Here is a 20,882-nt window from a genome sequence, read left to right as displayed (position 1 = left end):
CCAGTTTCAAGTCCGGACTAGCCCTGCGCGGAAACTCCGTTCAGGAAATAGAGCTCGAACATCTTCATGATTTCCTCTTCCTTCATCGGCTGTCCGGACGCGGCCGGCCAGTCGCTGACGAGCGTGATGAACAGCTTGATCAGCACATAGGCGGTAAGCTTGGGATCGCAAGGCTTGATCTCGCCTTTGACGATGGCGTCCTGGACGGCGCCGCTGACAAAGCCGTTCAGCGCTTCTTCGGTCATGCGGATGCCGAAGCCGGCCGCCGCGGTTCCGAATTCCTTCATCTCCAAGGAGAGGCGGACGCTGAGCTCATGCTCGCGGCGGTAGGTGAGCACGTCGAGCAGGCAGCGGTGAAGATTTTCGGCGAACGGCTTGTCCGGATCGATGGCAGCCTCCGCCACCGCGAGGATTTCCTTGATGAAGTTGTTCATGATTTCCTCGAACAGCTGCTCTTTATTATCAAAAAAAGTATAGATCGTTCCTTTACCCACCCGTGCGATTTTGGCGACCTGATCCATTGTAGTGGCCTTGTAGCCGAACATGGCAAAGGATTTGGCTGCGGCGTTGACGACTTCCGTCCTCCGATCGATGGACATGAAAGGGATCGCTCCTTTATATCGGGGTTCCTCAGCCATCACTTCATTGACCGTGGAACTAAAAATGTATTTTGGTCATTCGATACCAATCATAACTTTTCTATACGGAGAACTGCAATGGCCGTTTCGTTTTTATTTGAAGAGACAGCGCTTGCACTGCGGAGGAGCTCTTGCAAGATGCCGGAGGGCGTGTTAAAGTAGGTTTTGACCAACTGACCGAAATTGATTTTTGGTCAGAACTTGGAGGATAGTGCTTCAGTGATCCAGCGGATCCTCGCTGGTTAGCATGCGCAAGCCGACCGAAAAAGATAAACGAAAGATAGGGTGAGGAAAACCATGAAAGCCTTGAACGTCGTCGGCAAAGACCTGAAGGTCATGTTCAAGAAGCCGATGCTCGCGATTTCGTTCATCGCCGTTGCGTTTGTTCCTATTTTGTACAGCGGATTCCTGATCAAGGCGTCGTGGGATCCATACGGCCATCTGGAGAAGCTGCCCGTTGCCGTCGTGAACGAGGACGCCGGAGCGGTGTACAAGGGGAAAACGCTTGACGCAGGACATGATTTCATCGACGAGCTGAAGAAGAACGAGAAATTCAACTGGCAGTTCGTAAGTCCGGCAGAAGCGGAGCAAGGAATGAAGGACAACGAATATTACATGACGATCCGGGTTCCCAAGGACTTTTCCGCGAAAGCGACGACCTTGATGGACGACAATCCGGAGCGGGCCGAGATCGTATTCGAGCCGAACGGCGATTACAACTTCATTGCCGGCCAGATCGGCAACAGCGCGATGAAGGATATCCGAGCCGATCTGAGCTCCGGCATTACGAAGGCTTATACCGAGAGCATGTTCGACCAGGTCAAGGAAATATCGGACGGCTTCTCGGAAGCCAGCAACGGCGCCGGGGAGCTGAAGGACGGAGCCAGCAAGATCGATGACGGAGTGGCGAAGCTTAAGAGCAATCTCGCCAAGCTGGCGGAAGGCACGCAGAAGCTGCAAAGCGGCATGGATCCGCTCAGCCAGGGAGCCGGCAAGCTGAAGGACGGCACGCAGTCGCTCGTCAGCGGCAGCGGAACCCTCGCAAGCGGCCTCGGCCAGCTGCATTCGGCCGGAGGCCAGCTGGAGCAGGGAGCTTCCGCGGCGAAGCAGGGAACCGACAAGCTGGCCGCAGGGCTGCAGCAGTCGGCGGACGGAAGCGCCAAGCTGCAGCAAGGGCTGCAGCAGTCGGCGGACGGAAGCGCCAAGCTGCAGCAGGGCTTGCAGCAGTCGGCGGACGGAAGCGCCAAGCTGGCGGATTCGCTGGCCTCGGCTGAGGAAGCCGGCGCCAAGGTGGCCGGCGGAGCCGAGCAGGTCGCCGCAGGCTGGGAGCAGCTCGTCAAGGCGAATCCCGAGCTTGCGGACAACGAGCAGGTGAAGCAGCTGCTCGCCGCGACACAGCAGCTCGCGCAGGGAAGCAATCAGCTCAGCGCCGCGCAGAAGCAGCTGACTGCAGGCGGCAAGCAGCTGGCTGCCAGCCAGCAGCAGCTGCTTGACGGCGGCAAGTCGCTGAACGGTGCCCAGCAGCAGCTGCTGGCAGGAAGCGCCTCGCTCAGCGCCGCGCAGAAGCAGCTGCTGGCCGGAGCGCAGCAGCTGCAAGCCGGCGCCGGCCACTTGCAGGCGGGCCTGCAGCAGTTCAATGCGAAGCTCGGCGACGCCGTATCCGGCGGAACCAAGCTGGCGAGCGGAGCGAAGGATCTCAGCAGCGGCGCCTCGCAGCTCGCCGGAGGCCTCGGCCAGCTCGCCGGCGGCGTCGGTTCCGTCGCGGACGGAACCGTCAAGCTGGAGAATGGCGCAGGCGAGCTGAAGGACGGCACGACCAAGCTGATCGACGGCTCGGGAGAGCTGCAGACCAAGCTGAAGGAAGGCGCCGACAAAACTTCCGACATCAAGGACGGGCAGCAGACCGTGGACATGTTCGCCGATCCGGTCCAAATCAAGGAAGACGGCTCGCGCAAGATCGAGCTCTACGGCGTGGGCATCGCCCCGTACTTCATCTCGATGGCGCTGTTCGTCGGAGCGCTGTTCTTCACGACCGTCATTTCATCGCGCCATTCGTTCCAGGAGAGCGCGGGCAGGCTCGGACGCTTCATGAGCCGCACATCGGTGTATGTGCTCATGAGCATCAGCCAGTCGGTCGTGGCGACGCTGATCCTGATGTACGGTATGAAGCTGACGATCGCGGATAAGCCCTTGTTCGTCGCTCTCGTTTTTGCCGCAAGCCTTACCTTTACGCTCATCGTTCAGGCTCTCGTCACTTGGGGCGATCAGGTCGGCCGCTATCTGGTCGTCATGCTGATGATTCTGCAGCTCACCTCGAGCGCGGGCACCTTCCCCAAGGAGCTGCTGCCTGAATGGATGCAGGCCGTGAATCCATGGCTGCCGATGTCCCACAGCATCACCGGGCTCAGAGCGGCGATCGGCAGCGGCGACTCATCGGTCATCTACTCGCAAATGGGCTGCCTGGGCATCTACGCGGCGATCGCGCTTGCCCTGACCGCTCTTTACTTCGCGATATCAGGCCGCAAGACATCAAGCATCGACGCGGTGCAGGAACCGGCCGTGCCGGTCTGATCCTTTCGTAATGAATTATGAACTAAAGAGACTGCCCTACCGTCATGACAATGACTGGGGCGGTCTTTTTTTTGTTTTAGCGCAATTGTTCGAGGAGGCATACGCATGCATGAGGCTGAGTGAATGCAGCATGGCGGAATGAGAAGGGCGGCAATCCCACACGGCGAAATGAGAACCAGCTGTAGAATTAATGGGGAAAAGGGGATAATCAGGACTTAAAAAAGGACTTGAAAAAGACTGGGAACACGGATTCGGCAAGCGAAAAATTTCAATTGCCAGGATGTTCAATGGATGGTATAACCTACCTTGGAATCGTTTTTATGCGGATTATATGGAGGAATATGGGTGGGGAACAAGAGAATCGGCATCAGAATTGTGGCTGCAGGACTATCGGGCTTGCTCGCTGCGACGATCGCAGCTCCATCAAGCGGATTCGCCAGCGGGACAAGCGCCGGAACGACAGCAGCGGCATCGGCGCCTTCGGCTTCGAGGGCGAGCGATATCCAGGGGCACTGGGCACAGAGCGAGCTGGAAAAATGGCTGGCGGAAGGCAAGCTGAAAGGGTATGACGACGGAAGCGTGCATCCCAACGATCCGGTCAAGCGCAGCGAGCTCGCCGCTCTGATCAACCGGGCGTTCGGCCTTCAGGGCGCTTCGGCAGCCGGTTTCAAGGATATCAAGCCGGGCAGCTGGGAATATTCCACGGTGGCGACAGCCGTTTACGCCGGTTATGCGGGCGGTTATGAGGACGGCACGTTCCGTCCGTCCGCCAAGGTCACTCGCCAGGAAGCGGCGGTTATGCTGGCGAGCGCATCCGGCAGCAAAGGCGGCGCGGAAGCTCCGGCGGCATTCGCGGATGCGGACAAGCTGGCTTCCTGGAGCCGGGCGGCAGTCGCGTCGCTCGTATCTCAAGGCGTGCTGAACGGCTACAAGGATGGCACGTTCCGTCCTGGAGGCCATCTTACGAGGGCTGAAGCCATCGTCGCGATCGGCAAAGCCGCGCAGGCTGCCGAGGCGGCAAAAGGCACGCTCTACAGCAGCGAAGGCGTCTACGGTCCGCTGGCGGGATCGCGCACGCTCAAAGGAGACGTGTCGGTCACGGCCCCCGGCGTCACGATCCGGAATACCGTTGTCGAAGGAGACCTTGTCCTTGGCGAGGGCATCGGCGAGGGCGACGTCTTCCTTGCCGGAGTCGCCGTCAAGGGAACGACGTATGTGCGCGGAGGCGGCCTTCACTCCGTCCATATCCAGAACGGAACGCTTTCCCGCGTCTTCGTCGAGAAGAAGGGCTCTCCGGTACGGATCGCCGCAAGCGGCGGCACCGTTCTGGATGAGCTGACCTTCCGTTCGACTACGGCAGGCTCGCTTCTTGAACTGAGCGCCGGGACGACGGTCCGCAAGCTTGTTCTGGATGCTCCTATTGAAGCGAGTGGAACAGGCGTTATCAAGGAAGCCCTGCTTGGAACGGGAGCTTCGGCGTCCAAGTTCGAGACGGCGCCTCAAGCCTTGAGCGGAGCCGGTGTCCCAACCCCATCGCCGAGCAGCGCGCCGATCTTTGGCGGGGGAGGCTTCTTCCCGTTCCCGGTGCCCTCAGCGACGCCAGCGCCTACGGCGACTGTTGCGCCGACCCTGAGTCCAGCACCTACGGCGACACCGTCCGTCGCACCTACACTGACGCCAGCGCCGACTATAGCGCCAACGCTGAGCCCTCCGCCAACGGTGGCGCCGACCGTCCAGCCGACGACAACTCCGCCGCCATGGTTTCCCGGGCAGCAGGCCGCTCTTTCTTCCTTGTCCATCAGCGGTTACCCCCTTGCTTGGTGGGGAGACAGCGGCAAGACAGGATTCGATCCGAAAGAGCATGAGTACAAGGTCGTCCTTCCTCTTAGCTATGCAGCCGGACCGCTGCAAGTGAACGCCGCCGCTTCCGGCGATCTGAAGGTGAGCGTAGAAGTTCAGACGGTATATGGAGAAGAGGTAGCTCCCAAGGCGGCTCTGAAAAACGGCTCGTTCACTTATGTTCAAGCTGCGCGCCAAGCCAATTATGTCTATGTCGGCATGGCTGGTCTGGACGGAGAGAGCCTTGGAGGCTATACAATTCTCGTTACCTACGAGCGTACGCTTGCGGAGAAGACGACCGTCAGTCCGGGCTTATTCGACATCAGTGGGCTTAAAGCAGGCGATCGCGTAAGCCTGTTCCTGAATAAATCGGATGAGACGGCATACGATGCACAAGTGGCCACTAACGATTCCGTTTCTCTAAGGGCAAGCACCAGCATGGAAGGAACGGTCTGGCTGAGCCTCAATGGGGGGGAGAAGGAGGCTTGCTCCTACAATTTCTATCCTTTGGAGCCGAACTCCGCCGCTGGTCTGACGGCCTCTCAATTGACCGATGCGGAAATGAAAGACAGACATCTTGACGGCAACTATTCCATCCGGTTGAGCTTTGACGGACAGCCTCTCGGCGTTGCGGGTGCTGTCTACGCGGCAGCCGGCAGCTGGAGAGCCGATCCCGGGCAGCATGCCACCCGCGAGGAGGGCAAACGCTATTTGGCGACGGATGGCGCCCTCCGAAAAATTAATACTCCTTTCACGGAGATTTATTGGGACTGGGGATACGCTCCGAACGATTTTGATACGTACTTCAAGGTCTTTTTCTACGATGCTTCCTATCATGTGGTAGGCTTTGCCGTTGTTCCGCTGCATGTCAAGACGGCAGTCGATCCGGCTGTTGTCAGCGAGATGATCAAACGGATTCCTGTGCCTGTGACATTGGATTTCGAGAGCTTGGTCATCGACGCCCGAGCCGCTTACAACAGGCTCAGTCAAGCGGAGCAGGCTTTGGTGACGAATTCGGCGGACCTGCTCTCCGCCGAAGCTGCGATAGCCAGGCTGAAACAGCCTGAACAGATAGGCGACGTCATCAAAGGCTTGACTGTGGAAGGAATGACGCTCGATAAGCCTTTTGATCCGATGACACAGGTATATGTCGCTTCGGGCGGGATAGCAGGCTCGGCGACTTCCGTAAAGTTCAATTTTGACTTTAATGCAGAAAAAGTTTCAATCCATGCTCAAACGGAAGGCATGGTTCAGGACAAGCAGGTAAAAGCAAAGCTCAACAATGGATCCTTTGAATTTAATTTCGATAGCAGATTCATGAGTACGGTTCGATTTGATGTAAGTTCGAAGACGGGTGATCTCATTAGTTATTCCTTCCTGCTCGCTCCATCTTACCGGCTTGGCTTTACGGCTGCTGGATATTTTTCCGTCATCGGCGCTGGGGCAGATACGGTGGTAAAGGTTTATTCAAGCCCGGAAGCGGTTGAGCCGCTTGTTCAAGGAAGAGGATACAGCGATATAAGAGCGTTCTCGACAAAGCTTTGGAACAGGGATCTCCAAGGGGAGAAAGGAAGCATTTGGGTTTCGATTGCCAAGGATGGGCAAGCCGAATCCCCGAGAATAGAAGCGAAGTACGACTTCACTCCCTTGAATTTCATTCCTGGAAACCAATTCCTGATTGCGACCGACAATCCCAATGGAGACCTGGAAATGATGCAAAATGTGGGATTTTCATTCGTTTCAGCTACTGGATTAAAGGCAAATCCCGCTGCTATGGGCATGAATGTCCGTTATGTTTCGTATATCCAGAGTCCTTTTGAAGGTCAAGGAATAACGGTACAAACGGCCGTTCAAGACGTCTTTTATTCTGATGTCGATAGTTCTCGCGGTATCGTTACCTATAATTCCGACGCCCGCAAGAGAACAATCACGAAAATCGTTGTCATGTACGACGAGAATTTGAACCCCATCGGATTCAACTTCAATGATTATCCGGTCGTCATTCATGTGACGCCTAAAGTAGTCATCACTCTAATCAAGCAAATATCCGTCTTCAACTCGGAAGCTTACTTCGTTGAAATCGCACGGGCTGCCTATGATCTTTTGAACGAGGAGCAAAAGGGCCAGGTTACGAATCTGGCCACGTTGACGGCAGCTGAAGCGGCGTTGAGCCATCCTTAATCGTCATGCAGCGCCGACCAGTCTTCCGGAGTCCGGAATGGCTGGTTATCGAAGCGTAGCCGGCAATCGGTTGATCGCGTTCCAAAGGCAGATATGCACGGGACAAAAAAGACAAGGATGCGGGAAATTCCCGATTCTTGTCTTTTTGCGCTGCTCTCCCGCTTCTGAGATCTCCGCGACGGCAGAGCTCAATGAAGGACCGCCTCGTCCTCGGGAGCTCCTGCCTCTCGGGAGGTCGCGGCCTCAAGCAGCTTGATGAAATGCTGCAAAGCGGGGTTGAGCCATTTGCGCTTATGATACAGATACTGGTTGGACATGGAGATGTCGGGATGGCTGAACGGAAGTTCCTTGAGGATGCCGAGCGCAAGCTCGCGCTCTACCGTGATGCGGGGCAGCAGGCCGACGCCGAGACCGAATCCGACGCACTGCTTGATCGCTTCGAGGCTGCCGAACTCATGATGGATCCGATACTCGATCCCGTGCCGCGCCAGCAGCGCCTCGAAGGCGGAACGGTAGACACAGCCTTGCTCGGTGGCGACGTACGAGAAGTTCTCGAAGCAGGCCAGCCCGCGCTCCGCGTCCTGGAAGATGGGGTGGCAGGGTTCCGCTACGAACACAAGCGGCTCCTCTCTCAGGACGGCGGTATGAAGGCCGTCCTCGCTTACCGGCTTGCCGAGGAACAATCCGATATCCAGGTCGCCGTATCGAACCTTCGGGATGATGCATTCTTCGACAACCGGCCGAACTTGAATGGTGATGTCCGGATAGGCGCGCCGGAACTTCTGGATGACAGGGGGGAGGAAATAGGCGATCATGGACTCAATGGTGCCGATGACGAGGCTGCCCTTCATCTGTCCGGATACGAGCTCCTTGGAGCTGTCGTACAAGGCGAGAATTTCCACGAAACGGTCGAACAGCTGCTCTCCCGCGGAGGTGAGCTTCATATGCCTGCCGTAGCGCTCGAACAGGCTGGCGTTGTACTCCAGCTCCAGCTTCTGGATCTGCTGCGTGACGCTGGACTGGGCATAGCCCAGCTGCTCCGCGGCCTTGGTGAAGCTGTTGCATCGTGCCACCTCGATAAACGTGCGCAAATAATTGAGCTCCATCCTGACACCGCCGTTTCAATTGGGGTTCTTCTTCTGCGCCGTTCTGCCGAGCGCCGGAAGCATGTTCGCGGTGAAGGCCAGCAGGCGGCGGAGCCTGCTCCTGCTCTGCGGGCATGCTTGGGCCGCAAGCAGCTCCCTGTCCAGCATGGTGCTGATTTCCATTTTCTTCTGTTTCGCTAGTGTATCCGCAAAATATTCATGCGACAACATTTACTTTTCCCCCTCGCAGGGCGAGAACGCCATCCGGAATAGATTCAGCGTATCATCATTCCGAGAGGGGGATTCGGCACTCTTTCCGATGTCGGCCATCGTCTCCAACGATGGAAGCGCAATCATGGAATGCCATGGAAAGGCGGCCGTCAGACTGCCATGCATGGCAGAGGATGACTTTGTTTTTGCGCGTGTCATAACGTAAAATGTTAAGTACTATATTAAAGGACCCCTTAATTCGATAAAGAAGCGGTGAGAGCATGTTCGATCGATTGAACGGGTGGATAGACGCCCTGGTCACGTCCAGCGGCCTGGATGGGCCGTATATACTGCTTCTGACGATCCCTTTGGCTATCATTCAAGGGCTGTTCGGCGTCTTTCCCTTTGCTACGATCATCATGCTGCATATCTCGATCCTGGGCATTGCCGGAGGACTCGCGGCCAGCTGGGCCGCAGGCACCGTCTCCGCGCTCGTCGTATACTTGCTGTTCCGCTTTTTCTTCTACGGCAGTGTCCAGCGGCGCTTCCAGGCGCGGATGGACCGCTACGAGCGTTGGCAGGGCAGCCTGGACCAATACGGCGCCTGGCTCGTCATCCTGCTTCGCACGATTCCCATCATGCCGAACAACCTGATTTCGTTCATGTCTGCCGTCGCCCCGGTCAAATTCGGTCCCTATCTGTGGTCGTCCCTCGTCGGAAACCTATCCCATATATGGATGTTCGGCATCATCAGCTCTTCGCTTATTTTTCCCGATGCGGATCTTCGAGTGCTGATTTTGTCGTATTTTATCTTTCTCGGCATTCTCGGCATCGTCTTCCTGGCCAGCAGGGCGGCCAAGAGCCCGCGAGTTCGAAAATGGAGGGGAGAAGGCAAAAAAAATTCTCCGTCCGACAAGCCCGATCTTCCTGTCTAAGCGAGCGGAATCTTGTGGATAATTACCTGAACAAGAGCCCGGGGACACTCTCCCAGGGCTCTTTCGGTTCTTATCAACAGCTGTGAATAAGTCCATTTTCGGAGTGGTGTTTTCAACTTGCAGGCATAAGGGTATATACGTGTCAACGGCTTGACAGCCACAATATATGGTGTTAAATTTAACACCTAGACCTACATATAGCAGTTTGAAGCATGAAGCGGACAAGCTGTCAAGACCCAATATATGCTTCTTCCGGAGACTCCGGAGACGGCCCGGCCACCCCGGGCCATGCTGCGGAGAGGGCCATCGGCAGCGTCGCTGCCGCCGCCCCGAGCGGGAGTCCGGGCCGAGCGATTCGTTTTGCGGGAGGCCGCTTCCGCAGCCAGACACAGACAGGATCAGACAACATGACCATACCGACCGGACACAGCCTGATGGAGCGGCAGCAAGAGCAACAAACTCCAAGCAGGTCCTTTTTATTGTCTTTTCGACAGTAATTTGCAGAGCGGGCCCTCTATAGCCCGTACCGGTTCGAGACACAACATCTAGTCGCCACACATTTTTTCGAAGGAGTGAACCGCCATGCTGATCGCTTACGCCTCGCGCACCGGCAATGTGAAGAGATTCGTCAGCAAGCTGGGATTCCCGGCCGTGAAAATCGACGATTCCACAACCTTGGAGGAGCCGTTCGTCCTCGTGACCTATACGACCGGCTTCGGCCAGGTGCCGCCTGCCGTGGATGCGTTCCTGCAGCGCAGCGGTTCCTACCTTCGAGGCGTGTCGGCCAGCGGCAACCGCAACTGGGGACCGAACTTCGCGGGCAGCGCGGATATGCTGTCCGAGCAATACGAGGTGCCGGTCATTTGCAAATTCGAGCTTTCGGGCACGACGCGGGACGTCGAACAATTCATGCGGGAGGTGCAGCCACTTGCGGCATATTGAGCTGAACAACGAGATTATGAAGCGCGGAGCGGACGGATTCTTCAAGCTGGAGAAGGATCGCGAGGCCGTGGCGGCATTCATGGAAGAAGCGCGGGCGAAGAGCCCTGTCTTCGCAAGCCATAAGGACAAGATCGATTATCTGATCGCGAACGACTATTACGAGAATCTATACAATCATTATACGGAAGAAGAAGCGGTAGCCGTATTCGAGCTGGCGCACAGCCTGGAGTTCGAATTTCCTTCCTATATGGCGGCTTCCAAGTTCTACACGGACTACGCGATGCGCAGCAACGACCGCTCGCAGTTCCTGGAGCATTATCCGGACCGGGTAGCGGTCACGGCTCTGCATCTGGGCCGCGGCGACGCGGAGCTGGCCAAGTCGCTGGCGGTGTCCATGATGGAGCAGCGCCTGCAGCCGGCGACTCCGACCTTCCTCAACGCCGGCAAGAGCCGCCGCGGCGAGATGGTCAGCTGCTTCCTGCTGGAGATGGACGATTCCTTGAACTCCATCAACTACAACCTCTCGACCTGCATGCAGCTGTCGAAGATCGGCGGCGGCGTGGCCGTCAACCTGTCCAAGCTGCGCGGACGCGGCGAGCCGATCAAAGGAGTGGAGGGCGCGGCGAAGGGCATCATGCCGGTGCTCAAGCTGATGGAGGATGCCTTCTCCTATGCCGATCAGATGGGCCAGCGCAAAGGATCGGGAGCGGCCTACTACAACATCTTCGGATGGGACATCATGGAATTCCTCGACAGCAAGAAGATCAACGCGGACGAGAAAACCCGCCTGAAGACGCTGTCGATCGGCCTGATCGTGCCGAACAAGTTCTATAAGCTGGCCGAAGAGAACAAGCCGCTGCATGCTTTCGCTCCCTATTCCGTCTTCAAGGCTTACGGCTCCCATCTCGACGATCTCGACATGGATGAGATGTACGACGAGCTCATGGCCAACCCGGCCGTCAAGAAGAAGCTGATCATGAGCGCCCGCGACATGCTCGTGAAGATTGCCACGATCCAGCTGGAATCCGGCTATCCGTATATCATGAACAAGAGCAACGCGAACCGTAACCATGCCCTCAAGGATATCGGCTCCATCAAGATGTCCAACCTGTGCACGGAGATCTACCAGCTGCAGGAGACGTCCGAGATCGGCGACTTCGGCGAAGCGGACACGATTCGCCGCGACATCAGCTGCAACCTGGCTTCGATGAACATCGCCAACGTGATGCAGCACGGCAAAATCCGGGAAACGGTGCACGAGGGAATTGCCGGCCTGACTTCCGTCAGCGACATGACCCGCGTGTCCAATGCGCCGGGAGTCGTGAAGGCCAATGAAGAGATGCACTCCGTCGGCCTCGGCGCGATGAACCTGCACGGTTATCTGGCGAAGAACAAGATCGCCTACGAGAGCCCGGAAGCCAAAGACTTCGTCCGCACGTTCTTCATGATGATGAATTTCTATTCCATCGAGAAGAGCTCCGACATCGCCGCGGAGAAGAACGAGCGCTTCCGCGACTACGAACGTTCCGAATATGCGAAGGGCACTTACTTCGACCGGTACCTCGCTACCGACTACCGTCCGACAACTGCCCGCGTCAAGGAACTGTTCGAGGGAATGGCGATTCCGTCCCCGGCAGACTGGGCGGAGCTCAAGGAGAAGGTAGCCCGCCAAGGCCTGTATCATGCCTACCGTCTGGCGATCGCGCCGACGCAGAGCATCTCGTACGTGCAGAATGCGACTTCCAGCGTCATGCCGATCGTAGAGCCGATCGAGACCCGCACCTACGCGAACTCGACGACCTACTATCCGATGCCGTTCCTATCGCTGGACAACTTCTTCTATTACAAATCCGCTTATGCGATGGATCAGTTCAAGGTCATCGATCTGATCGCGGAGATCCAGGAGCACATCGACCAAGGCATCTCCGCCGTGCTTCACGTCAACAGCAGCGTGACGACGCGAGAGCTCGCCCGCTACTACCTGTACGCCGCGCACAAAGGGCTCAAGTCGCTCTACTATACCCGCACGAACCGCCTTGGGGTGGAAGAGTGCGTCAGCTGCGCCGTTTGATCTTTCTTTCCATGACCATTTCCGAGAGCCGCATTGATGCGGCTCTCGTTACTTAAGGCCGCCGAGCCGCGATATACAAGGAGGAAACCCCATGAAACCGATCGATCTCGCTACGCAGGATACGCCTTCTGCCTCTGGCCTGAATACGGAAGCCGCCGCTTCGGCTCCGCTGCGCGCCGTCAACTGGAACCGTCCGGACGACGACTACACCGCAACCTTCTGGAGCCAGAACCTCATGCAGTTCTGGACAGATGAGGAGATTCCGCTCTCCGACGACAAGATGAGCTGGATGTACCTGAACGACCAGGAGAGAGACACCTACATGAAGGTGCTCGGAGGCCTCACCCTGCTCGATACCGTTCAGGGAGGAGTCGGCATGCCGAGCCTCGTGGAGCATGTCGACGGCCTGCAGCGCAAGGCGGTGCTCGGATTCATGGGCATGATGGAGCAGATCCATGCGAAATCCTACAGCAGCATCTTCACGACGCTGGCTTCCACGGAAGAGATCGACGCGGTATTCAAATGGGTGGAGAAGCATCCTTTGCTGCAGAAGAAAGCCTCGGTCATCTCGGCTTACTACCGCAACATCGATTCGCCTCGCTCGCTGTACATGGCTATGGCGGCCTCGGTCCTGCTGGAGAGCTACCTGTTCTACAGCGGTTTCTTCTATCCGCTCTATCTGGCCGGTCAAGGCAAGATGACGAGCAGCGGCGAGATCATCGACCTGATTCTGCGCGACGAGAGCATTCATGGCCTTTACGTCGGCGTGCTGGCTCAGGAGGTCCATGCCTCCCTCGGCGAGCAGGAGCAGGCGGAGACGCTGCAGGAGCTGCGGACTCTCCTGACGACGCTGCACGAGAACGAGGACCGCTACACGGATGAGCTGTACAGCGGCATCGGACTTCAGGACGAGGTCAAGACCTTTGTCCGCTACAACGCCAACAAAGCGATGATGAACCTCGGACTCGAGCCGCTCTTCGAGGAAGAGGATGTCAATCCGATCGTGTTCAACGGCATCAGCACCCGTACGAAGCAGCATGACTTCTTCTCCAAGAAGGGCAACGGCTATGTGCGGACCCTCAACGTGGAGCCGCTTCGCGATGAGGACTTCACTTTCAATTTCTAAAATCGGACCGGGCGGTCTTGCAGCTGCGTTCAAGCTGCCTGCCAGCTGCGTTCAAGCTGCCTCCAAGCGCATTGGGGGCAGCTTTTTTTTGTGCGAGAATGCGGCGGCTCGACGAACCGTCCTGCTTGCTTGAGGCTCTGATGGCAGCGAAGCAGGGAGAGACCTCAGGCAGGGAAGGGCTTGCCCATGCGGGAAAAGGCTTATGTCCAAAGAAGCAAGCGGCAGCAGCTCCATAGGCTTGGGCTGTGCTGTAACGAACCCAAAAAAGCTCCAAGCCGATTGCAAGCAATGGCTTGGAGCTTTTTTGGGGGGGCGTGGCCAGCAGTTATTTCAGTTCGATGATTTCATTGATATCCTTGATCTTAAGCGCTTCCGCGATGGAACTGAGATGGTAGATGTTGAGCGTTCCGCGCTGCAGATGGCAGATCTCGGTGATGACATTGGGACGAACCCCGGCCAGGCGGGCGAGAGCGCCTTTGGTGAGTGGTTTGTACAGGCGTTTGGTTTCGCTGCTCAGCTCGGTGTAGGACCGGATGGGGAGAAGCGTGTTGGTCGATTCATCGATGAAATACTGGCGGATCAGCGTTTCCAGATTGCTTTGGATTCGATGCGTGGCTTTGTCATACGTGCTGGTAATGCTCATAGCAAACTCCCTCTCCTGTATATGTAAGTCCATTGACCTAATTAACTCTTATATCGGAAAGAAATCGGGAAATTTGCACTATTTATATCAACATTCGTAAAATTTATTTTTGAATTACCGATTTTATCTTATTCGTTTTGAGAACAAAAAAGAGGCTGTTTTCCATCTCACCTGACGGAGAATGGAAAACAGCCTCTTCATTTGGAGCCGAAAGCATGTCCGCCCAACCAAAAATGGGTGATTATGCCTGCTGCGCTGCCCAGCGGCGGGCGCGAACTTCCCGGGCGGCGGCCACCATATGGGCGAGCGACGCTTCCGTTTCCTCGCGTCCCCGTGTTTTGAGACCGCAATCCGGATTGATCCAGAACAGCTCCGGATCGAGGTTGCGGAGCGAGCGCTCGATCATGGCGGTCATCTCTTCCGTGGAAGGAACCCGAGGGCTATGGATGTCATAGACGCCGAGTCCGATTCCCTTGCCGTACGTGTTCTCCTCGAAGCTGTGGATCAGCTCGCCATGCGAGCGCGACGTTTCGATCGAGATGACGTCGGCGTCCAGATCGCGGATCGTGTCGATGATATCCGAGAATTCGCAGTAGCACATATGCGTATGGATCTGCGTTTCGTCCTGGACTCCCGTCGTGACGAGGCGGAAAGCATCCACAGCCGCTTCGAGCTCTTCGGGCCACAGGCTTTTCTTCAGTGGAAGGCCTTCGCGCAGGGCGGGCTCATCCACCTGGATCATGCCGATGCCTGCCGATTCCAGAGCTTCGACTTCCTTGCGCAGCGCCAGGGCGATCTGGAAGGCGACCTCCGTGCGCGGCAAGTCGTGGCGGACAAACGACCAGTTGAGGATCGTGACCGGACCCGTGAGCATGCCTTTGACCGGATGGCTCGTCAGAGACTGGGCATAGACGGTTTCCTTGACCGTCATCGGCTTCGTCAGCTCGACATCGCCGTAAATGACGGGCGGCTTCACGCAGCGGGAGCCGTAGGATTGAACCCAACCGTTGCGGGTGAAGGCGAAGCCCTCCAGCTTCTCGCCGAAAAATTCGACCATATCCGTACGTTCGAATTCGCCGTGAACGAGCACGTCGATGCCGATATTCTCCTGCACCGAGATCCATTTGGCGATCTCTTCGCGGATGAAGGCCTCATAGGCCGCATCAGGCAGCTCGCCTTTGCGCCAGCGCGCCCGGGCGGAACGGACTTCGGCCGTCTGCGGGAAGCTGCCGATCGTCGTCGTGGGCAGGAAGGGCAGCTGCCATTTCTTCTGCTGGACCGGACGGCGGTCGGAGAAGCTGCTGGAACGGAACGTGCGCGTTGCCGCAAGCCGTTTCGCTTCTTCGCGCACGGCGGCGTTATGGCGCTCCGGCAGGGCTTCGAGAGCTTCAAGCGCCGCGCGGTTGGCGGCCAGGCCGTCCCGGATGCGCTCTAGGCCGGCAAGCTGAGGATTGCCGAGCCCGGCGGTGCCGACGGCGGCTGCAGCGGTCAGAAGCGTCAGCTCCTCCAGCTTCTCATCCGCGCCGGCGAGAGCTCCCCGCAGGCCTTCCGGAAGGCCGGTTTCTCCGCTGAGGCTGACGGGCACATGCAGCAGGCTGCACGAGGGCTGGATATGGAGACGATCGGAAGGGACGACGGAAGCGATCTTCTCCACGAGCGCCAGCGCCTTGGTCAGATCGGTTCTCCAGATGCCGCGTCCGTCGATGACGCCGGCTCCGAGTACGCGTCCGGACGGAAATCCGTCGGAGAGGAGAGCTTGCAGGTTGACGCCGCGGTCATGGACGAAGTCCAGGCCGATGCCGGCTACCGGAAGCGCGGTAAGCGCGGCATAGTCGGCAGGCGCATCGAAGTAGGTCTGCAGCATCAGCTTCAGCTCCGGAGCGGCGGCGGCGAGCTCGCTGTAGATGCTCTCGAGCCGCTTCCAATCCGCCGCTTCCAGCTCGCCCGTGACGGACGGCTCGTCGATCTGCACCCATTCGGCGCCGGCATCGCGAAGCTCAGCGAGCACGCGGCCATAGAGAGGGACCAGCTTGGCGATCCAGCCGTCGAACTCGCCGGCCGTGTAGCCTTTGGACAGCTTGAGGAAAGTGAAGGGACCGATCAGCACCGGCTTGGCTTGCAGGCCGAGCTTTTCCTTCGCTTCGAGGTAAGCCTCCAGCGGGTAGTTGCGCACAAGCTTGGCTTCCGCATGCTGTAGCTCGGGAACGATATAGTGATAGTTTGTATTGAACCACTTTGTCATCTCGCAGGCGGTGGCGTCTTTTCTGCCACGGGCCATGGCGAAATACAGATCGTTCGTCACAGGGCCGCCCTGATAGCCGAAGCGGGCCGGAATAAGGCCGAACATGGCCGACGTGTCGAGCACCCGGTCGTAGAACGTGAAGTCGCCTGCCGGTACGAGGCCGATTCCTGCCTCCGCTTGGCGGCGCAGGCGGCCGATCCGGATTTCCTCCATGCGGGAGAGAAATTCTCCCTCTTCGATTTTGCCGGCCCAAAATGCCTCCAGCGCTTGCTTCCATTCACGCTTGTTCCCGATGTTGGGGTAGCCCAAGCTGCTGCTGATCGCGTTCATTCCGTATCCTCCCGAAAATAAATGTGCGGCGTTCCTGATCTTGCCTTAAACGAAACATAACATGATTGCTCGGATATAGACTAAGGCTTATAAGCTATAGCCAGCCATGCTCTGCGGCTATAGCGAATGGTCTTAATGAGCGAAGCCTGGAGTTCAAGGGAAGGAACCGCAAGGAAAAGGGAAAGAAATCCGAAGGGGAAAGGGGAAAGAAAAACCGAAAGGGAAAGAAACCAAAGGAAAGAAAGCTCGAAGGAAAAAGCTCAAGGGAAAAAGCTCGAAGGAAAAAGCTCGAAGGAAAAGCTAATGATTAAATATGTCAGATTTATGTTAGATATATAGTGGGATGGCGACGGGATAAACAAAAAAGGATTGTTGGATGGGTGATCTCGACTTATAATGATAGATAACCTAACATGTATAAAGATCAAGCCAGCGCGAGGAGGAACCTCAATGCATTTGACCGTCGAAGATGCGCTGTCCGTCTATCCCCTTTCGGAAGGAAAGCTCGTTGCGGGAGCAGCCGGGAAAACCCGCATCGTCAAATCCGTCAATGTCATGGACGCTCCCGATATCTGGGACTGGATCAAGGACGGCGAGATGTTGTTCACGACAGGGTATCTCATCAAGGACGACCCTCAAGGCGGAGCGGGACTGCTGGAGCAGCTGAACCGCAGAGGCTCTTCCGGACTCGGCATCAAGCTGGGCCGATTCTGGGAACGGATTCCGCCTGAGCTTATCCTCATGGCCGACAAGCTTGGCTTTCCCCTCATTCAGCTTCCGTACGAATTCACTTTCTCCGATCAAATGAACGGGCTTTACAGAGCCGAAATGCAGCGGAGCACAAAAGCTCTCCAGGCAGCGATGGAAAAGCAGAAGCGGCTCATGCGCTTCGCCCTCCAAAGCGACCCCATTCTCCAGCTGTTCGAGGAAATCAGCGGAGTTGTCGGCTATCCTCTGGCGGTCGTCAGCGGGGAAGGCAGAGCCCTGTTCAACAACAGCGGCGTTCCCGAAGAAAGCCTTCTGCGGGCATGGCCATGGAAGGGGCGGCATCCCTGGGTGAAAGGGGAAGGCTGGCAATGCTACCGCGTGCCTCTCCAAAGCGGGGGAAAGCCGGCGGGATACGCCTGCTTTGTCACGGGCGAGCCTCTCTTCACGACGCTGGAGGAAGGGCTGTTCCATCAGGCGGCTGAGCTGATCGCCTATCAGATGGAAGCGCGAATTCAGTCCGCGGACAACCGCAGCAGGCAGTACGAGGACCAGATCCGGGCCTGCCTTGCGGGCGCTTTGCCTCCAGCCGAGCTCGCCGCCTACGGAGAGAGCTTCGGCAATCCCGTGCTGAAAGGGGCGTACATCCCGGTTCTGACCTCGCCGGGAGGGACTTCCGACGCTGCCGGGCGCAGCGCCAGAATGGAGAGGATCCGCCAGGAATACGGGAGCCATCCCGTCCTGTCGGCATTAGGGGCTCTTCATCTGGATATGGAAGAGGGCGTCCTGTCGCTGTTTCCCGATGGAGCCGGAGCCGATGAGCTGGCGGAGCATCTCGCGTCCTGCTCCGGCAATCTGCGCAAGTCGGCCGGCTGCGTCGCGCGAGCGGCCATGGGCGGGCGCAGGAGCGGGGAGCAGTCGCTTGCTTCGGCATGGATGGAGCTCAAGGAGACGCTGCGGCTCGCCGCCGAATGGGGAGTGCCGGATCCGGTCGTGCCCTACCGGAGGCTGGAGCTCGCCTATCTGTTCGAGCATTGCCCGAAAGAGAGGATGGCGGCCTTTTGCGACCGGGTGCTGGGCGGATTGCTGCGCAAAGAGCCGGAATACAGGCAGGAGATGCTGCGGACGCTGGAGGTTTACCTCGACAACGACGGCCAGCTGAGCGAGACGGCCAAGAAGCTCTACATCCACCGGAACACGGCTTCCTATCGGATGGATAAGATCAGCGAGCTGCTTGAGGTCGATCTCAAGAAGACGGACGATCTGCTGCGGCTGAAGCTGGCTTTCCAGCTGCGCGGCATGTCGGCGAAAGCGGAGGAGCCGGCTGCTGCGCTGCGAACGGCCGGAAGGAAATAGGGCAGATCCGGCGCTCCTAACGGCCGGCAGGGAATAGAGAGAGGAATAACTGCGGGCGTTCCGCGAGGAACGGCCGTCGGGCAGGACTACGGGGAGGGATGCTCATGGATGCGCATGCGGTGCTTTCATCCTGGGATGGCGAGCGTCCGGCCGTCCTGGCGACGATTGTGGAGGCAAGGGGACATTCCTATCGCAAGCCGGGTGCCTGCATGCTGCTGGGCCGCGGCGGCTGGAAGCGCGGCAGCCTCAGCCCCGGCTGTCTGGAAGCCGATCTAGAGGCGCGGGCCGAGGCTCTGCTCGACATGGGCTCCTCGCCGCCGGAGCCGACGTGGGAAAGGGTGCTGTACGAAATGGAATCGCCCGACGACTTGATGTGGGGCGAGGCGATCGGCTGCGGCGGAACGGTGACGGTCCTCCTGGAAAGGGTGGAAGGGGAGCTGGCCTCCTGCATCCGGAGGGCTGCGGCTCATAACGGCGGGACGGCCTTGCATTTGGAGCGGATGCTGGGCTCGTCAGGACGGGCGATCGAATACCGGCTGCTTGAAGCTTCGAGCTTAGCCGTCGCTGGAATCGAGAGCGACGGAGCCGGACATTATTCCTTTCCGATTCATGCCCGCCCGCGCCTGATCCTCTTCGGGGCCGGAGCGGATTCGCTTCCGGTTGCGCGGCTGGCGGAAGCGGCCGGGTTTCGCCTTGCCGTGGCCGACTGGCGGGAAGAGCTCTGCACGGCGGAGCGGTATCCGGGAGCGCAGCTGGCGCTCGGCACGGCGGATTCCATCCTGCGGGAGCTGAGCGTCGGTCCTGCCGATTATGTGTTCATCTGCAGCCATCAGCTTCAGCGGGATCGGGCGATGCTGGAGCTGCTGTCTCCCTGTCCGCTGCGATATATCGGAATTCTGGGCTCCCGCAAGCGGGTGGCGGCGCTGCTTGACGGCCTGCTGCCCGCAGCTCCCGTCTTCGCGCCGGTCGGTCTCGACATCGGAGCGGACGGTCCGGTGGAAATCGCGGTCAGCGTCGTCGCCGAGCTGATCGCCGTGCGGCGGCTGGCCGAGCGGGAGGCGAAGCCGGCAGCAAGAACCTCCATGCGTCCGAGGCGCATGCTTGTCCCTCTTCCTCGAGACCGCGAGGCGGTTCCGCTCGGAGCGGCGGGAGGAGAAGCAGGCTTCGCCTGCCCGGTTGAGCCTGGAAGGACATGAGGACATCGGGAGAAGAGGCGGAAGATAGGGGAGCTCTTGAGACGAACCGTCCGCTGAAGATAACGGGGATCTGCCTGGCGGCCGGCTTCAGCCGCCGGATGGGATTCCCGAAGCTGCGGCAGCCGCTGCCGGATGGGGAGCCGCTCGGCGCTTCTGCCGTTCGGGCGATGGCGGGCGCGGGGCTGCAGCGGCTGCTTGTCGTCTTGCGGGAGGACGACGATGGCTCCTGGCTGCCGGGAGGGAGCGGCGAAGCGGCCGGCGACGCGGCGGTGGAAATCGTGGCCTGCCGCGACGCCTCGCTCGGCATGGCTCATTCCCTGCGCTGCGGCCTGGCGGCGGCCGATGACGGCGCCTGCGGCGAGCCGCCCGATGCGGTGCTGGTCGCTCTCGCCGACCAGCCGCTCGTCGACGCCGGGCTGCTGGCCAGGCTGGCGGATGTCCTGCTTCGGAATCCGAAGCTCGACTGGGCCGCATGCGCCCTGCAAGGCGTTCCGATGCCGCCGGCGATCATGCGGCGATCCATGTTTCCCGCGCTGGCCGCGCTGGAAGGAGACCGCGGGGCGCGGCAGCTGTTCGCCGGCGCGGGCTTCAGAGGCGAAATGCTCGGGGATGTGGCGGAAAGCAGCCTGTACGATGCCGATACTCCGGAAGATCTGGAGATGATCGCCGGGGCTTGGCTGAATCGCAAGCCGGCGGCGGGCCGGGGCGCGCAGGTTCCATAGCGGATATATAGGGACAGAAGACTCGAATCTCCGTTTCGGAGGTTCGGGTCTTTTTTGCATGAGGAAAGGCCGGATATGGGCAGGACGACC

15 protein-coding genes are annotated in these 20,882 nt (G+C 58.6%); 10 read left to right on the top strand and 5 right to left on the bottom strand.

The window, feature by feature from the left end:
* Positions 1-17 precede the first annotated feature (17 nt).
* Positions 18-599, bottom strand: coding sequence for a TetR/AcrR family transcriptional regulator (locus tag CIC07_RS20465; protein WP_076353410.1), 582 nt, complete (start codon positions 597-599; stop codon positions 18-20).
* Between the two features lie 336 nt (positions 600-935).
* Here CIC07_RS20465 and CIC07_RS20460 point away from each other — a divergent pair, with 336 nt between their 5' ends.
* Positions 936-3,209: a YhgE/Pip family protein gene (locus tag CIC07_RS20460; protein ID WP_076353412.1), complete on the top strand. Its 2,274-nt coding sequence runs from the start codon at positions 936-938 to the stop codon at positions 3,207-3,209.
* Positions 3,210-3,554: 345 nt separating this feature from the next.
* A complete protein-coding gene (locus tag CIC07_RS20455) occupies positions 3,555-7,229 on the top strand; it encodes an S-layer homology domain-containing protein (protein ID WP_076353414.1) in 3,675 nt (1,224 codons plus the stop codon).
* A 188-nt stretch (positions 7,230-7,417) separates the two neighbouring features.
* On the opposite strand, the gene CIC07_RS20450 is transcribed toward CIC07_RS20455, so the two are convergent.
* Both CIC07_RS20450 and CIC07_RS20445 read right to left on the bottom strand, forming a co-directional pair.
* Positions 7,418-8,335, bottom strand: coding sequence for a LysR family transcriptional regulator (locus CIC07_RS20450; RefSeq protein ID WP_076353417.1), 918 nt, complete (start codon positions 8,333-8,335; stop codon positions 7,418-7,420).
* 15 nt (positions 8,336-8,350) lie between these two features.
* Positions 8,351-8,545, bottom strand: a complete 195-nt coding sequence (locus tag CIC07_RS20445; RefSeq protein ID WP_076353419.1) for a hypothetical protein — start codon at positions 8,543-8,545, stop codon at positions 8,351-8,353.
* Positions 8,546-8,805: 260 nt separating this feature from the next.
* Here CIC07_RS20445 and CIC07_RS20440 point away from each other — a divergent pair, with 260 nt between their 5' ends.
* The 4 genes from CIC07_RS20440 to nrdF all read left to right on the top strand — a co-directional run bounded on the left by CIC07_RS20440 (position 8,806) and on the right by nrdF (position 13,598).
* Positions 8,806-9,459: a TVP38/TMEM64 family protein gene (locus CIC07_RS20440; protein WP_076353421.1), complete on the top strand. Its 654-nt coding sequence runs from the start codon at positions 8,806-8,808 to the stop codon at positions 9,457-9,459.
* 582 nt (positions 9,460-10,041) lie between these two features.
* The gene (nrdI, locus tag CIC07_RS20435; protein WP_048747172.1) at positions 10,042-10,401 is read left to right on the top strand and encodes a class Ib ribonucleoside-diphosphate reductase assembly flavoprotein NrdI; all 360 of its coding nucleotides are present in this window, start codon (positions 10,042-10,044) and stop codon (positions 10,399-10,401) included.
* Positions 10,388-12,472 (top strand): class 1b ribonucleoside-diphosphate reductase subunit alpha, encoded by a 2,085-nt coding sequence (nrdE, locus tag CIC07_RS20430; protein ID WP_076353423.1) that lies wholly within the window; start codon positions 10,388-10,390, stop codon positions 12,470-12,472. Before nrdI ends, nrdE begins: the two co-directional genes overlap by 14 nt.
* 169 nt (positions 12,473-12,641) lie before the next feature.
* The gene (gene nrdF, locus CIC07_RS20425; RefSeq protein ID WP_076356694.1) at positions 12,642-13,598 is read left to right on the top strand and encodes a class 1b ribonucleoside-diphosphate reductase subunit beta; all 957 of its coding nucleotides are present in this window, start codon (positions 12,642-12,644) and stop codon (positions 13,596-13,598) included.
* A 325-nt stretch (positions 13,599-13,923) separates the two neighbouring features.
* Here the strand turns inward: nrdF and CIC07_RS25515 are convergent, their stop codons facing one another.
* A complete protein-coding gene (locus CIC07_RS25515; RefSeq protein WP_021880059.1) occupies positions 13,924-14,241 on the bottom strand; it encodes a hypothetical protein in 318 nt (105 codons plus the stop codon).
* 241 nt (positions 14,242-14,482) lie between these two features.
* On the bottom strand, positions 14,483-16,813 hold the full coding sequence (gene metE, locus CIC07_RS20415) for a 5-methyltetrahydropteroyltriglutamate--homocysteine S-methyltransferase (protein WP_076353425.1): 2,331 nt from the start codon (positions 16,811-16,813) through the stop codon (positions 14,483-14,485).
* Between the two features lie 135 nt (positions 16,814-16,948).
* Between metE and CIC07_RS20410 the strand changes: the two genes are divergently transcribed.
* From CIC07_RS20410 to CIC07_RS20395, 4 genes are all read left to right on the top strand, one after another.
* A complete protein-coding gene (locus tag CIC07_RS20410; RefSeq protein ID WP_147441736.1) occupies positions 16,949-17,152 on the top strand; it encodes a hypothetical protein in 204 nt (67 codons plus the stop codon).
* A gap of 111 nt (positions 17,153-17,263) precedes the next feature.
* Complete coding sequence (locus tag CIC07_RS20405; protein WP_076353427.1) at positions 17,264-18,874, top strand: PucR family transcriptional regulator; 1,611 nt, start codon at positions 17,264-17,266, stop codon at positions 18,872-18,874.
* 104 nt (positions 18,875-18,978) lie between these two features.
* Entirely contained in the window at positions 18,979-20,070 is a 1,092-nt protein-coding gene (locus CIC07_RS20400; RefSeq protein WP_076353429.1) for an XdhC family protein, read from the top strand.
* Positions 20,067-20,792, top strand: coding sequence for a nucleotidyltransferase family protein (locus CIC07_RS20395; protein ID WP_083687852.1), 726 nt, complete (start codon positions 20,067-20,069; stop codon positions 20,790-20,792). The genes CIC07_RS20400 and CIC07_RS20395 overlap by 4 nt, the downstream gene beginning before the upstream one ends.
* Positions 20,793-20,882 lie beyond the last annotated feature (90 nt).

This window comes from Paenibacillus sp. RUD330, from assembly GCF_002243345.2.
Lineage (GTDB): Bacteria > Bacillota > Bacilli > Paenibacillales > Paenibacillaceae > Paenibacillus_O.
This window is presented reverse-complemented; position numbering and strand designations above follow the sequence as displayed.

Coding starts and splice junctions, on each gene's coding strand:
- CIC07_RS20465 (WP_076353410.1), bottom strand. CDS start 599: ATGTCCATCGATCGGAGGACGGAAGTCGTCAACGCCGCAGCCAAATCC.
- CIC07_RS20460 (WP_076353412.1), top strand. CDS start 936: ATGAAAGCCTTGAACGTCGTCGGCAAAGACCTGAAGGTCATGTTCAAG.
- CIC07_RS20450 (WP_076353417.1), bottom strand. CDS start 8,335: ATGGAGCTCAATTATTTGCGCACGTTTATCGAGGTGGCACGATGCAAC.
- CIC07_RS20445 (WP_076353419.1), bottom strand. CDS start 8,545: ATGTTGTCGCATGAATATTTTGCGGATACACTAGCGAAACAGAAGAAA.
- CIC07_RS20440 (WP_076353421.1), top strand. CDS start 8,806: ATGTTCGATCGATTGAACGGGTGGATAGACGCCCTGGTCACGTCCAGC.
- nrdI (WP_048747172.1), top strand. CDS start 10,042: ATGCTGATCGCTTACGCCTCGCGCACCGGCAATGTGAAGAGATTCGTC.
- CIC07_RS25515 (WP_021880059.1), bottom strand. CDS start 14,241: ATGAGCATTACCAGCACGTATGACAAAGCCACGCATCGAATCCAAAGC.
- metE (WP_076353425.1), bottom strand. CDS start 16,813: ATGAACGCGATCAGCAGCAGCTTGGGCTACCCCAACATCGGGAACAAG.
- CIC07_RS20410 (WP_147441736.1), top strand. CDS start 16,949: ATGAGCGAAGCCTGGAGTTCAAGGGAAGGAACCGCAAGGAAAAGGGAA.
- CIC07_RS20405 (WP_076353427.1), top strand. CDS start 17,264: ATGCATTTGACCGTCGAAGATGCGCTGTCCGTCTATCCCCTTTCGGAA.
- CIC07_RS20400 (WP_076353429.1), top strand. CDS start 18,979: ATGGATGCGCATGCGGTGCTTTCATCCTGGGATGGCGAGCGTCCGGCC.
- CIC07_RS20395 (WP_083687852.1), top strand. CDS start 20,067: ATGAGGACATCGGGAGAAGAGGCGGAAGATAGGGGAGCTCTTGAGACG.